Origin of the sequence: Blastococcus jejuensis, from assembly GCF_039534705.1 — a bacterium.
In the GTDB taxonomy this organism is placed as follows: domain Bacteria; phylum Actinomycetota; class Actinomycetes; order Mycobacteriales; family Geodermatophilaceae; genus Blastococcus_B; species Blastococcus_B jejuensis.
Genome location: NZ_BAAAVV010000002.1, coordinates 14,104 through 27,044, shown reverse-complemented (window position 1 = coordinate 27,044; position 12,941 = coordinate 14,104). Strand labels below are relative to the sequence as shown.

Genomic DNA, 12,941 nt, shown 5'->3' with positions numbered 1-12,941 from the left:
GGCCGTCGATCGACCGGTGCGGGCGATCTGCAGGGACCCTGACCGCCCGCGGCGGCCGGCCACCTGGGCCTGCCCCAACGGCAAGGTCAACCGCCGGACGGTCGCCCCGACGCGCCGGCGCCCCGGCCCCGCGTGATGCGGGACCGGGGCGCCGGTCGGTCTGGCTCGCCGAGGATCAGCTGCAGCCGCTGGTGGAGCCGCAGCCCTCGCAGACGTAGCAGCTACCGGCCGGGCGCATCTTCGTGCCGCAGGTCATGCACAGCGGCGCGTCGGTGGCCGTCCCGGTGACCAGCTCGAGCAGCTCGGCCGAGGAGTGGGCCTCCTTGACCGACTTCGGGCCCTCGGGGGTGACCTTCTCCTTGACGGCGGCGGTCTCGATCGGCGCGGAGCCGCGCAGCTGCTCCAGGTCGACGTCGTCCTCCTCGGCGACCGCGGGGGTCGAGGCCGACGTGCCGTAGGACCCGGCGACCTGGGCGGCCCGCTCCTCGGCGGTGAAGATGCCGAGGTTGGCCCGCTTCTCGACCGGCAGGTGGTCCAGCGCCAGCCGACGGAAGATGTAGTCCATCACCGACTGGGCGATCCGGATGTCCGGGTCGTCGGTCATGCCGGCCGGCTCGAAGCGCATGTTGGTGAACTTCTGGATGTAGGTCTCCAGCGGCACACCGTGCTGCAGCGCCAGGGAGATGCCGATCGAGAAGGCGTCCATGACACCGGCCAGGGTCGAGCCCTGCTTGCCGAGCTTCAGGAACACCTCACCGAGGCTGCCGTCCTCGTACATGCCGGCGGTCATGTAGCCCTCGGCGCCGGCGACGCTGAACGACGTGGTGACGCTCGTCCGCTTCTTCGGCAGCCGCTTGCGGACCGGGTGCGACAGCGCGGACGGAGTCTCGACGACCTTGGCCTCGGCCTTGGTGCCGTCGTTCTTGCCCTTGCCACCGGACAGCGGCTGGCCGACCTTGCAGTTGTCGCGGTAGATGGCCAGCGCCTTGAGGCCGAGCTTCCAGCCCTGGAAGTAGATGTTCTCGACGTCCTCGATGGTCGCCGTCTCGGGCATGTTGACCGTCTTGCTGATCGCGCCGGAGATGAACGGCTGCACCGCGGCCATCATGCGCACGTGGCCCATCGGGGAGATGGCCCGCTCGCCCATCGCGCAGTCGAACACCTCGTAGTGCTCTGGGCGCAGGGTCGGGGCGTTGACGACGTGCCCGTGCTCGGCGATGAACTCGACGATCGCCTCGATCTGCTCCTCCTGGTAACCGAGGCTCTTGAGCGCCCGCGGCACCGTCTGGTTGACGATCTGCATGGAGCCGCCGCCGACCAGCTTCTTGAACTTGACCAGCGAGAAGTCCGGCTCGATGCCGGTCGTGTCGCAGTCCATCATGAAGCCGATGGTGCCGGTGGGCGCCAGCACCGAGGCCTGCGCGTTGCGCCAGCCGTTGTCGGCACCGACCTCGAGGCACTCCTGCCACTGCTGCGTGGCGGCCTTGAGCACGTCGGCGTCGTCGGCACCGACCGGGCGGATCGCGTCGTTGGCCGCGGCGTGCTTGCGCATGACGCGGGCGTGCGCGTCGGCGTTGCGGGCGAAGCCGTCGTAGGCGCCGACGATGCCGGCCAGCTCGGCCGAGCGGCGGTAGGCGGTGCCGGTCATCAGCGAGGTGATCGCCGCGGCCAGGGTCTGGCCGCCGCGGGAGTCGTACGCGTGGCCGGTGGCCATGAGCAGCGCGCCGAGGTTGGCGTAGCCGATGCCCAGCTGGCGGTAGGCGCGGGTGGTCTCACCGATCGGCTCGGTCGGGAAGTCGGCGAAGCAGATGGAGATGTCCATCGCGGTGATGACCAGCTCGACGGCCTTCACGAAGTTCTTCGAGTCGAACGTGCCGTCGCTCTTGAGGAACTTCATGAGGTTCAGCGACGCGAGGTTGCACGAGCTGTTGTCGAGGCTCATGTACTCCGAGCACGGGTTGGACGCGTTGATGCGCCCGGTCTCGGGGTTGGTGTGCCAGTCGTTGATCGTGTCGTCGTACTGGATGCCCGGGTCGGCGCACTCCCAGGCGGCCTGGGTGACCTTGCGGAACAGGGTCTTGGCGTCGACGGTCTCGATGACCGACCCGTCCTGCCGGGCGCGCAGCCCGAACTCGGCGCTGTCCTCGACGGCGCGCATGAACTCGTCGGAGACGCGGACGGAGTTGTTGGCGTTCTGGTACTGGACGCTGGTGATGTCCTTGCCGCCGAGGTCCATGTCGTAGCCGGCGTCGCGCAGCGCGCGGATCTTGTCCTCCTCGCGCGCCTTGGTCTCGATGAACTCCTCGATGTCGGGGTGGTCGATGTCGAGGACGACCATCTTGGCCGCGCGGCGGGTGGCGCCACCGGACTTGATGGTGCCGGCCGACGCGTCGGCGCCGCGCATGAAGCTGACCGGGCCCGACGCGGTGCCACCGGAGGACAGCAGCTCCTTGGAGGAGCGGATGCGGGAGAGGTTCAGGCCGGCACCGGAGCCGCCCTTGAAGATCAGGCCCTCCTCGCGGTACCAGTTCAGGATCGAGTCCATCGTGTCGTCGACGGCGAGGATGAAGCACGCGCTGACCTGCTGCGGGGCGCTCGTGCCGACGTTGAACCAGACGGGCGAGTTGAAGCTGAAGTACTGGTGCATGAGCATCCAGGTCAGCTCGTGCTCGAAGATCTCGGCGTCGCCCTCGGTGGCGAAGTAGCCGTGCTCGCGGCCGGCCGCGCCGTAGGTGAGGACGACGCGGTCGATGAGCTGGCGGAGGCTGTTCTCCCGCTGCGGGCTGCCGACGGCGCCACGGAAGTACTTCGTGGTGACGATGTTGGTGGCGTTGATGCTCCACTCGGCCGGGAACTCGACCCCGCGCTGCTCGAAGTTGATCGAGCCGTCGCGCCAGTTGGTCATCACGACGTCGCGGCGCTCCCACGCGACCTCGTCGTAGGGGTGCACACCGGCGGTGGTGAAGACGCGCTTGATCTTCAGGCCCTTGCCCCGGCTCGGCGCCTTGGCGGTGCGGCGGGTGCGGGGGCCGGCCAAGCGGTCGTCGGTCTCGGTCATGGTGTGGAGCTCTCCCTGGTCGTCATTCGCGTGGTGGTGCGCTCGCTCGGATACGCGGTGAGTGGATCGGACGGCGGCTGGGGAAGAGCCGCGATCTGTACTTGTCTGGTGTCTATCGGGTGGTACTGACAGTTCTCAGCTGCCGGCAGCCTCAGGAATCGGGGCTGCCGGGCGGGGTGGTCGCGGACTGGAGGGCGGCGCTCTGCCGGTCCCGCAGCTCGGAGATCTCCTTCTCGAAGTCCGCCAGCGACGAGAAGGACCGGTAGACGCTCGCGAAGCGCAGGTAGGCGACCTCGTCGAGCTCGCGCAGCGGCTTGAGGATGGCCAGGCCGACCTCGTGACTGGGGACCTCGGCCGCCCCGCTGGCGCGGATGGCGTCCTCGACCTGCTGGGCCAGCAGAGCGAGCTGGTCCTCGTCGACCGGACGGCCCTGGCAGGCACGCCGCACGCCGGCGACCACCTTGGTCCGGTTGAAGGGCTCGCTCACCCCGCTGCGCTTGACGACGGCGAGCACCGCCTCCTCGACGGTGGTGAACCGGCGGCCGCACTTCGGGCAGGACCGGCGGCGGCGCGTGGTGGCGCCCTCGTCGGCCTCCCGCGAGTCGATGACCCGGCTGTCGGCGTTGTGGCAGAACGGGCAACGCACCTGGGGTCACCTCCTCTCGATCCGGCGTCGCCCGGTGGTGACCGGGGCGCCTGCTGCAGGCCCTCGACGAGCCGCCCTGTGGACCCTCCTGGGGACATCCGGTGGACGCCCGGGGGAGAACCTGAGGAACAGCCTGTGGACAGGCTTACAACTCTGCAACTACTAGATGTAGGGGAACCCTAGGCCGACGAACACAAGATGTGCAAGCGATTCGAAGCCCGGCGTGTTCCGTTGCGGCACTGCCGTCACCAGCAGGAACAGCGCTTCCCACGAGTCACACGACACGCCGACACGACGCGCCGAAGGGTCCCCCGACCGCCCGCGGAACCGTCGGGTCGCGGCCCTCGGCGAGCACCGCTCCTCCGGCCGTCACGACGGCCCCCGGACGCGCCACGAGGGCGCCGGCCCCCACGCCGAGCGCGCGGACCCGAGCGGGGGGCACGGGAAGGGCCGCCAGGCGACCGGACCCGTCAGACGCCGGCGAGCGAACCGTCGAGCCGGGGCCGACGCGCGTGCGGGACGTGGTCGCTCAGGCGCATAGGACGGGTCAGGAGCTCCGGCTCGGCCTCGCCGACCGCCGCCCACGCACTGCGCGAGCGACCGGCGATCGTGTCGTCCTGGGGAGCGCGAGCGGCCGGGCCCGCATCGGTCACGACCGGGAGCAGCCCGGTGTCCGCGGCACGATGACGCCCGGCGGCGGGCGGGAGCGACGCCCGCACGGCGGCCATCTCGCCGGTCTCGGGGGCTCGCCGACGACCGCCGGGCCTCACCGCAGGCGTCTCGGCCGTCTCGGGCGCCCGACGACGGCCACCGGGACGGGTGACCGCCACGGACCCCACCGCCGGGACCTCGCCCGTCTCGGGCGCGCGGCGCCGGCCTCCCGGCCGCGCAGGCGCACCGCCCTGGACGACGGAGAGGTCGCGCACCATCGGCAGGCTCGCCGTCGCGTCGGACACGCTCGGGCGCTGGGACCGGGACGCGGTGGCCCGGGGCAGCTTCTGGGTGACCGGGTCGGCCGCGACGGAGGGCTCCGGGGCCACGGCGAGGTGCCGCTCGGGCAGCCGCAGACCGGCGAGGTCGGTCCAGGCGGTCTCCTCGACCCCACCCAGGACCACACGGACCCACACCTGGCAGGACCCGTCGGGGGCGTGCCGCCAGCCGAGCAGCTCACCGGCCCACCACGCCCCGGCCTGATAGACCTCGACCGCCTGGGGCTGACTGGTGAACACCGCTGCACGACTTTCCATGGCGCCTGACACGTGACGACCGTAAGCGTCCGAGCCACCACAGAGGGTGAAGACGCCCACACAGAGGGTTGACGAAGTCGGCCGCTCAGGTTGTAGAGGTGTTGCCGTGGCGACACCGCCCGGGACTGCCGATGCCGAGCCGGGCAGCCCGTCGCGCCGCGCCTCACCCCCGCTCACGGGAGCTGGAGAACCTGGCCGGGCACGAGGTCGGCGCCCTCGAGCCCGTTCATCCGCTGGATCTCGTCGATCACCGCGCGCACGTCGCCCTCGCCGTCGAGGGACGTGGCGATCGACCACAGCGTGTCGCCCTCCTGGACCACGACGCTGGACACCCCGGCCAGCCGGAGGCCGCCCTCGTCGCCCGAGAGGAGCGGGCCGAGCCACGACCCGAGGGCCACCGCCCCCGCCAGCGCCAGCACCACCGCGAGCCGGCGGGCCCGGCGGGTGAGCCGCACGCGCCGGGCGATCGACGGACCCGCCGGTGCCCGACGCGCGGCGCGGGGACGGCCCGGCCCGTCGCGATCAGGTCGTGCGGCCAGGTCGGGCGCGCCCCGCCGGACGGGGCCGCGGCGGACCGGAGCGGTCGGCCGCGCGGGCGCCGCCGGCGGCCGGCACACGCCCACCCGGGACGGGCTGCGGCGCGACGGGTGGGGGCGGACCGTGCGCAGGGTCGGAGCCGCCGGCTCGACGGGATCGGACACCAACCGGGGACGCCACGGCGCCTGCACCGCTTCGTCGAACTCCAGCACGGCTTCCTGCACGCATCCCATGACCGTCTCCTCCCGACCCGCCGAACACCCGTCGTCGCCGCCACCCTCGAACGCGTGTTCGATTCGAACGACTGTTCGATGTCTACCGCACGGGTCCGACGAAAGCGACAGGACACGGCACGACTTCGAACATGTGTTTGATCCGAGCGGGTCGCCGCGCTACGGTTCCTGCGAGAGATCACCGGCGCTGCGCGAGCAGCCGACGAGGAGGCGACGTGGCGGAGAAGAACGGGACGTCGGGCGGCCGGAAGCCGCCCGGGGACGCCACGGCGGCATCCGGGACGGCGACCGTCCGTTCGTTCCCCGACCGGGGCGCCGACGGCGACGGCCTGACCCAGCGGCAGCGCCGGGTCCTGGAGGTCATCCGCGACTCGATCGAGCGGCGCGGCTATCCCCCGTCGGTCCGGGAGATCGGCGAGGCGGTCGGTCTCTCCTCGGCGTCGTCGGTCGCCCACCAGCTCTCCGTCCTGCAGAAGAAGGGCTGGCTGCGGCGCGACCCCAACCGCCCGCGCGCGCTCGACGTCCGGCTCCCCGACGACTCGCCGCACGCCAGCGCCACGGTCACCGAGCTGCCGGGCGTCCCCGAGGGCGTCGACGTCTCCGCGCCGACCTACGTTCCGCTCGTCGGCCGGATCGCGGCCGGCGGTCCGGTGCTCGCCGAGCAGGCGGTCGAGGACGTCTTCCCGCTCCCCCGCGAGCTGGTCGGCGAGGGCACGCTGTTCATGCTGAAGGTCACCGGCGACTCGATGATCGAGGCGGCGATCTGCGACGGCGACTGGGTGGTCGTGCGCCAGCAGCCGACGGCGGAGAACGGCGAGATCGTCGCCGCGATGATCGACGGCGAGGCCACCGTCAAGACGTACAAGCGCCGCGACGGGCACGTCTGGCTGCTCCCGCACAACCCGGCGTACGAGCCCATCCCGGGCGACGACGCGACCGTGCTGGGGCGCGTGGTCAGCGTCCTCCGCCGGGTCTGACACCCGGCCGCCGGCCCGGTGCTGTCCGGCCCGGCGCTGTCCGGCCCGGCGCCGTCCGGCTCGCTGCCGTCAGACTCAGGGCCGGCGGCGCCGGAACAGTCCGCCCAGCCACACCAGCACGGTGGCCGTCAGCGCGGCGATCACCGCCGAGGTGATCGGTGAGAGCCCCGAGCTCGTGAAGTCGGTCAGGCTCGGCGTGGGCCCGGTGGCCGTGGTGCCGGGGGCGGGCAGGCCGCTCACGACCGGGACGACGGTCAGGTCGCTCGGGGTGCCCTCACTGGCCACCACCAGCGCGGAACCGTCCTCGGTGAAGCTGATCGCCTCCCCCTGCGGGGAGTCCGGCAACGGGACGCGGACCGGTTCGGCCGCCAGCGCCGCGACCACGTCGGATCCGGTCAGCGGCCAGACGTAGGCGTCGGTGTAGGTCCGCAGGGCCAGGTGATGCCCGTTGCCCGCGACCGCTCCCCCCGTGACCAGCAGCTGCCCGGCGCGGCCGACCGGACCACCGGGCGTGCCGGTCAGGGTCATGGCCACCGAGGCGACCCTGGCGAGTGGCATCGTCCCGCCGTCGACCAGCGGCGCCGCCGGCCGGTACACCGAGCTGGCCCCCAGCACCTCCTTGGTGACGACGTACGGCGTCCCGTCCGGGGCGAGCAGCAGGGCCTCGGCGTCGTGCGGGCCGTCCGGGTAGGTCAGCCGGTAGAGGTTCGTGGTCCCGTCGGGCCGCAGGGCGACGAGCGCGATCGTCGGCCGGCTCGCGCCGTTGTCCCCGGTGTCGGCCACCCAGACGGTCCCGTCGGCGCCGATCGCGAGGTCCTCCGGGTCGAACGGGTCCACGGCGGTCGTGTGGACGTCGATCACGGCGCAACTGGCGTCGAGCACGTACAGATCGATCTGGTCGCCGCCGTCGTTGATGGCCAGGAGCCGGCCGGGGACGGCGACCAGCCCGGAGAGCTCGGCGAGCCGCGGGTCGGTGATCTGGCAGCGGACCTGCGCGCCGGCGGCCGCCTGAGCGGTGGCGTCCTCGGCGGCCGCGGGCATGCCGGAGGCGAGGACGAGTGCGGCGCCGAGGAGACCTCCGGTCGCCAGCAGTCGCCCCCGGACGCCGCTACGCGGTCTGCCGGCCTGCTCGGGCACGAACCCAGCGTGACAGAACGGTTGCGTCCAGTGCGTGAACCACGCCCAACAGCACGATGCCCACGCACGCGCCGACGACTGCGTCGGTGACCCAGTGGAAGTCCAGGGAGACCATCGCGACGCCGGTCGCCACCGGACCGACGAGGCTGAGCCACCAGAACACCCGCTGCACGCGCATCGGCAGGCCGTACTCCACGGCCTGCCACCGCGCCACACCCCACATGAGGACGGCGTTGGCGACGTGGCCGGACGGGAACGAAGCGCCGTCCTCGTGGAAGAAGAAGGAACCCGGGAAGCCGGGCGCGGTGCGGCCGGTCCCCCACTTCACCGCGTAGACGACCGCGGTGAGCAGCGCGAGGGCGACGAGCACGCGGACCAGCGGCAGCAGGGTCCGCCGCCGCCAGGCCAGGTACCCGACCAGCACGGCCAGCACGACGAGGATCGTGGCGCGGCCACCCAGCTGGGTGACCACCCAGACCAGCGGGTAGGCCATCGACTCCTGCAGTCCCCAGTCGCTGACGACCTCGGAGACCTCGAGGTCCATCCGCTCCAGCCAGCCGCGGGTGAACAGATCGGCCGTGACGAGCCCGCCGACGACCAGCGCGGCGACGATGAGCCACCACGCAGGTCGGCCGGCGGTGATCCCGCGGGTGCGCGCGGGCACGTCGGCGTCGCTGACCACCCCGCTCGTCACGAGGTCACCGTACCGGCCTGTGATCTGCCTGTGACCTGGACGAGCCGGAGCCTGACCCGGACCTCACCCGACCGGGACGGCGAACTCCTCGAGCGCCGCGGCGAGCGCGCCGTCCACCCGGGCGGTCATCCGGGTGCCGGTGCCCTCGTGGGTCTCGGTGAGCACCTCGCCGTCGCGGTGCACGCGGGCCACGAGGTCGCCGCGGTCGTAGGGCACCAGCACGTCGACGTCCACCTCCGGGTGGGGCAGCCGCGTGGCGATGAGCTCGCGCAGCGCGTCCATCCCCGCCCCCGTGCGCGCCGACACCCAGGCCGCGCCGGGCAGGGCGCGGCGCAGCGTGAGGATGTCGTCCTCGCTCATCGCGTCGACCTTGTTGACGACGATGACCTCGGGCACGGCCGCGGCGTCGATCTCGCCGAGCACGACGCGGACGGCGTCGATCTGGCCGAGCGGGTCGGGGTCGGACCCGTCGACGACGTGCAGCAGCAGGTCGGCGGCGGCGACCTCCTCCAGCGTGGACCGGAAGGCGTCCACCAGCTGGTGGGGCAGGTGCCGGACGAAGCCGACGGTGTCGGTGAGGGTGTACTCGCGGCCGTCGGGCGACTGCGCCCGCCGGACGGTCGGGTCGAGGGTCGCGAACAGCGCGTTCTCGACGAGCACGCCGGCCCCGGTCAGCGCGTTGAGCAGGCTGGACTTGCCGGCGTTGGTGTAGCCGGCGATCGCCACGCTGGGCGTGGCATTGCGGTCGCGGCTCGAACGCTGGGTGGCGCGGGCGGTCGCCATGCCGGCGATCTCCCGGCGCAGCTTGCTCACCCGCGACCGGATCCGCCGCCGGTCGGTCTCGATCTTGGTCTCACCCGGACCGCGCGTACCGATGCCGCCACCGCCGGCGACGCGACCACCCGCCTGGCGGGACATCGACTCACCCCACCCGCGCAGGCGCGGGAGCATGTACTGCATCTGGGCGAGCTCGACCTGGGCCTTGCCCTCCCGGCTGGTGGCGTGCTGGGCGAAGATGTCGAGGATCAGCGCGGTGCGGTCGACGACCTTGACCTTGAGCACCTTCTCCAGCTGGTTGAGCTGGCCGGGGGTGAGCTCGCCGTCGCAGATGACGGTGTCGGCCCCGGTCGCGGCGACGATGTCGCGGATCTCGGCTGCCTTGCCCGAACCGACATAGGTGGCGGCGTCGGGCTTGTCGCGGCGCTGGCTGACCGCCTCGAGCACCTGCGAGCCGGCGGTCTCGGCGAGGGCCGCGAGCTCGGCCAGGGAACGGTCGGCGTCGGCCTGCGTGCCCTCTGTCCAGACACCGACCAGCACGACGCGCTCGAGGCGCAGCTGCCGGTACTCGACCTCGGTGACGTCGGCGAGCTCGGTGGACAGGCCGGCGACCCGGCGCAGGGCCCCGCGCGCCTCGAGGGCGTAGGAGCCGGTGGTGTCGTCGGACTCCTCCCACCGGTCGGTGGAGGGTGTCGGGTCGGGGCTCCGGTCGAACGGGAGGCTCTCGGGGGCGGTCGTCATCGGCTCCAGCGTGGCACGTGCCCCGGAAAGAGGCATCTGAGTTGTCATCACCGGCTACAACACATCCGAGGCCCGAGTGCATCCCGCCGTCGACCGGGTAGGGCAGGAACGACCGATTCCTCGACGCAGGAGGACGCCATGAGCGAGAGCGGAGCGAGCAGGCCGGGCGAGAACGAGGAGCTCGACGACCCGGGCCGCGACCCCAAGGGCCTCAACCCGCCGCGCAACCTGTTCGGCGGCGGACCCGACCAGGACAGCGGGCGCGGGGAGCCGAAGGGCAGCCCCGGGACGGAGGGCGAATCGATGATGCCCGAGGCGCCCACCGACGACGACGACCGGGCCTGATCCTCAGGCGTCCAGCCACTCCGCGCACAGCTCGCCGGCCGCGACGACGACGGCCGGGCCGGTGAGCACCGTCGTCCCGGGGGTCACCTGCACCGACAGCCGGCCCCCGGGCACGTCGACGACGACGGTCCCCTCGGACCGGTCCTCGGCGGCCAGGGCCGCGTAGGCCGCCGCGCAGGCACCCGTGCCGCAGGACCGCGTCTCCCCCACGCCTCGCTCGAACACCCGCAGCCGGATGTGCGCGCCCGGCTCGACCACGTTGATCAGCTCCACGTTCACGCCGTCGGGGAACAGGTCGGTGTCGAACGACGGCGCACGGGTGAGGTCGAGCGTGTCGACGTCGACGTCGGTGAGCGCGGCCAGGTGCGGGTTGCCCATCGACACCGCACGGCCGCGGAAGTCGCGCCCGCCCACCCGGGCCTCGCCGGCGCCGAACTCGCGCGCCGGGCCCATGTCGACCCAGTAGCCCCCGCCCGAGGCGACGCCCACCCGGCGCGGGCCGCCGCGCGTACCGACCAGGACGCCGGCCTCGCAGGTCGAGCGGTCGAGCAGTCCCTCGGTGACGAGCACGTGCAGGAAGAGCCGGATGCCGTTGCCGCACATCTCGGCGTGCGACCCGTCGGCGTTGCGGTGGTCCATGAACCACTCGCAGGCGTCGAGGTCGCCGCCGAGCACGTCGGCCGCATCGGGCACGTGCACGCTCCGGACGACACGCAGGACGCCGTCGGCGCCGAGGCCGGCGCGGCGGTCGCAGAGCCGGCGGACCATCGCCTCGTCCAGCCGCCGCTCGGGCCACGTGGTGCCGTCGGGGTCGGGCAGGACGACGAAGTCGTTCTCCGTGCCGTGCCCGATCAGCACCCGGGGAGTCGTCACCGGTCGATCGTACGGTCGGTGATCTGCCTGGTGACGGCGTCGAGCAGGTCGGGCCGGGCGGCGTCGAACCAGGTGAGCGCCGCGTCCCGGCGGAACCAGGAGCGTTGCCGGCGCACGAACCGGCGGGTGGTGCTCACCGTGCGCTCGCGCGCCTCCTCGGCGGTCATTCTCCCGTCGAACTGCGCCAGCACCTGCGCGTAGCCCAGGGCGCGCGAGGCCGTCGGCCCCTCGCGCAGGCCGTCCTCGGCCAGCGCCGCCACCTCCTCGACGAAGCCGGCCGCCCACATGCGGTCCACGCGCAGGGCCACCCGCTCGTCGAGCGCGGCGGGGTCCCGGTCCAGGCCGACGGCGACCACCGGGTAGTGCGGCCGGGGCTCGGGCAGCGAGGCGGCGAAGGGCCCGCCGGTCAGCTCGATCACCTCGAGCGCGCGCACGATGCGCCGTCCGTTGCTGGGCAGCACCGCGGCCGCGGCCGCCGGGTCCAGCCCGGCCAGCCGGGCGTGCAGCGCGGTCGGGCCGACGGCGGCGAGCTCCGCCTCCCAGCGCGCCCGGACGGAGGGATCGGTGCCGGGGAAGTCCAGCTCGTCGACGACGGCGCGCACGTACAGCCCCGAGCCCCCGACCAGCAGCGGCACCGTGCCGGCCGCCCGCAGCCGGTCGATCTCGGCGCGGGCGCGCTGCCGGTACTCGGCCACGGACGCCGCCTCGCGGACGTGCCACAGGTCGAGCAGGTGGTGCGGGATGCCGCCCCGCTCGTCGGGCGAGGGCTTCGCGGTGCCGATGTCCATGCCGCGGTAGAGCTGCATCGAGTCGGCGTTGACCACCTCCCCGCCCAGGCGCTGGGCGAGGGCGACCGCCAGCGCCGTCTTGCCGGTGGCGGTCGGGCCGACCACCGCGACCACCGGCGGGAGCACGCTCATCTGCTCCACCAGTCGGCGACGAGGTAGCCCACGCCGAAGGGCGCCTCGTCCAGGCGCAGCCGGGCGCTGACCGCGCGGTCGGCCAGGGCGGCGCCCACGGCGCGCCACGTCGGGACGCCGGACGCGAGCAGCCGCTCCCCCTCGGCCGGGTCGAGGGCGGCGAGCGCCGCGGCGTCGCCGGCCGCCAGCGCGGCGGCGACGGCGGCGTCGAACGGGCCGGCCGCCGGATCGAGGTAGCCGGGCGCCTTGACGGTCCGCCGGGCCGATCCGTCGCCCATGGCGAGGACACCCACGGGGCCCGGGAGGGACGCCAGGAGTGCGCCGAGGTCGGCCGGGCCGACGCCGGTGCGGGTCGCGGTGCACCCGGCCTCGTCGAGCAGCCAGGCCGCGAGCAGGTGTGGGAGCGGCGGCCGACGACCGTCGGACCGCGGGCGCCCGTCGAAGGGCACCTCGACGTCGACGCCGAAACCGCGCAGATCCCCGGCGTCGCCGGGTCCGAATCGCTCGCCGGCGGCCGCTCCGCCGCCGACCACCACCACCACGTCCGGCCGGACCGAGAGGACGGCGGCCACCGCGTCGTGGCAGGCACCCCGGAGCCGCGTCGTCTCCGCGGCCGCCCGCCCCTCCACCGCCGGGTGCAGCAGCGGTGGCGCCGGGCAGAAGGCCACCGCCACGGAAGAGGCCGGGCGCGTGGCCGGGGTGGCGGCGTCGGTGGTCACGACACGAGTGTCCCGGACCGTCCGTGGGAGACTGCCC

12 protein-coding genes are annotated in these 12,941 nt (G+C 73.4%); 2 read left to right on the top strand and 10 right to left on the bottom strand.

Features of this window, described 5'->3' with window-relative positions:
* Nucleotides 1–175 precede the first annotated feature (175 nt).
* The 4 genes from ABD644_RS03870 to ABD644_RS03855 all read right to left on the bottom strand — a co-directional run bounded on the left by ABD644_RS03870 (nt 176) and on the right by ABD644_RS03855 (nt 5,721).
* Nucleotides 176–3,058 (bottom strand): vitamin B12-dependent ribonucleotide reductase, encoded by a 2,883-nt coding sequence (locus tag ABD644_RS03870; RefSeq protein ID WP_344687229.1) that lies wholly within the window; start codon nt 3,056–3,058, stop codon nt 176–178.
* 151 nt (nt 3,059–3,209) lie between these two features.
* Nucleotides 3,210–3,704: a transcriptional regulator NrdR gene (gene nrdR / locus ABD644_RS03865; protein WP_344687228.1), complete on the bottom strand. Its 495-nt coding sequence runs from the start codon at nt 3,702–3,704 to the stop codon at nt 3,210–3,212.
* A gap of 470 nt (nt 3,705–4,174) precedes the next feature.
* Complete coding sequence (locus tag ABD644_RS03860; RefSeq protein ID WP_344687227.1) at nt 4,175–4,963, bottom strand: hypothetical protein; 789 nt, start codon at nt 4,961–4,963, stop codon at nt 4,175–4,177.
* Nucleotides 4,964–5,124: 161 nt separating this feature from the next.
* Nucleotides 5,125–5,721, bottom strand: coding sequence for a LysM peptidoglycan-binding domain-containing protein (locus ABD644_RS03855; RefSeq protein ID WP_344687226.1), 597 nt, complete (start codon nt 5,719–5,721; stop codon nt 5,125–5,127).
* Nucleotides 5,722–5,936: 215 nt separating this feature from the next.
* On the opposite strand from ABD644_RS03855, the gene lexA reads away from it, so the two are divergent.
* Nucleotides 5,937–6,698, top strand: coding sequence for a transcriptional repressor LexA (gene lexA / locus ABD644_RS03850; protein ID WP_425547381.1), 762 nt, complete (start codon nt 5,937–5,939; stop codon nt 6,696–6,698).
* Nucleotides 6,699–6,773: 75 nt separating this feature from the next.
* Here lexA and ABD644_RS03845 read toward each other — a convergent pair whose 3' ends face one another.
* From ABD644_RS03845 to hflX, 3 genes are all read right to left on the bottom strand, one after another.
* Nucleotides 6,774–7,835 carry a hypothetical protein gene (locus ABD644_RS03845; RefSeq protein ID WP_344687225.1) on the bottom strand — a complete coding sequence of 354 codons (1,062 nt, stop codon included), beginning with the start codon at nt 7,833–7,835 and terminating at the stop codon, nt 6,774–6,776.
* Complete coding sequence (locus ABD644_RS03840; RefSeq protein ID WP_344687224.1) at nt 7,807–8,529, bottom strand: phosphatase PAP2 family protein; 723 nt, start codon at nt 8,527–8,529, stop codon at nt 7,807–7,809. The genes ABD644_RS03845 and ABD644_RS03840 overlap by 29 nt, the downstream gene beginning before the upstream one ends.
* A gap of 63 nt (nt 8,530–8,592) precedes the next feature.
* Complete coding sequence (gene hflX, locus ABD644_RS03835; protein WP_425547379.1) at nt 8,593–10,047, bottom strand: GTPase HflX; 1,455 nt, start codon at nt 10,045–10,047, stop codon at nt 8,593–8,595.
* 138 nt (nt 10,048–10,185) lie between these two features.
* Here hflX and ABD644_RS03830 point away from each other — a divergent pair, with 138 nt between their 5' ends.
* Entirely contained in the window at nt 10,186–10,392 is a 207-nt protein-coding gene (locus ABD644_RS03830) for a hypothetical protein (RefSeq protein WP_344687223.1), read from the top strand.
* Between the two features lie 3 nt (nt 10,393–10,395).
* Here ABD644_RS03830 and dapF read toward each other — a convergent pair whose 3' ends face one another.
* Genes dapF through ABD644_RS03815 form a run of 3 tightly spaced genes read right to left on the bottom strand, consistent with a single transcriptional unit; the run spans nt 10,396 to nt 12,904 of the window.
* Nucleotides 10,396–11,265: a diaminopimelate epimerase gene (gene dapF, locus ABD644_RS03825; RefSeq protein WP_344687222.1), complete on the bottom strand. Its 870-nt coding sequence runs from the start codon at nt 11,263–11,265 to the stop codon at nt 10,396–10,398.
* Nucleotides 11,262–12,185, bottom strand: a complete 924-nt coding sequence (gene miaA, locus ABD644_RS03820; protein ID WP_344687221.1) for a tRNA (adenosine(37)-N6)-dimethylallyltransferase MiaA — start codon at nt 12,183–12,185, stop codon at nt 11,262–11,264. Before miaA ends, dapF begins: the two co-directional genes overlap by 4 nt.
* Nucleotides 12,182–12,904, bottom strand: coding sequence for a class III extradiol ring-cleavage dioxygenase family protein (locus ABD644_RS03815; RefSeq protein WP_344687220.1), 723 nt, complete (start codon nt 12,902–12,904; stop codon nt 12,182–12,184). Before ABD644_RS03815 ends, miaA begins: the two co-directional genes overlap by 4 nt.
* Nucleotides 12,905–12,941 lie beyond the last annotated feature (37 nt).

Coding starts and splice junctions, on each gene's coding strand:
- miaA (WP_344687221.1), bottom strand. CDS start 12,185: ATGAGCGTGCTCCCGCCGGTGGTCGCGGTGGTCGGCCCGACCGCCACC.
- hflX (WP_425547379.1), bottom strand. CDS start 10,047: ATGACGACCGCCCCCGAGAGCCTCCCGTTCGACCGGAGCCCCGACCCG.
- ABD644_RS03830 (WP_344687223.1), top strand. CDS start 10,186: ATGAGCGAGAGCGGAGCGAGCAGGCCGGGCGAGAACGAGGAGCTCGAC.
- ABD644_RS03855 (WP_344687226.1), bottom strand. CDS start 5,721: ATGGGATGCGTGCAGGAAGCCGTGCTGGAGTTCGACGAAGCGGTGCAG.
- ABD644_RS03870 (WP_344687229.1), bottom strand. CDS start 3,058: ATGACCGAGACCGACGACCGCTTGGCCGGCCCCCGCACCCGCCGCACC.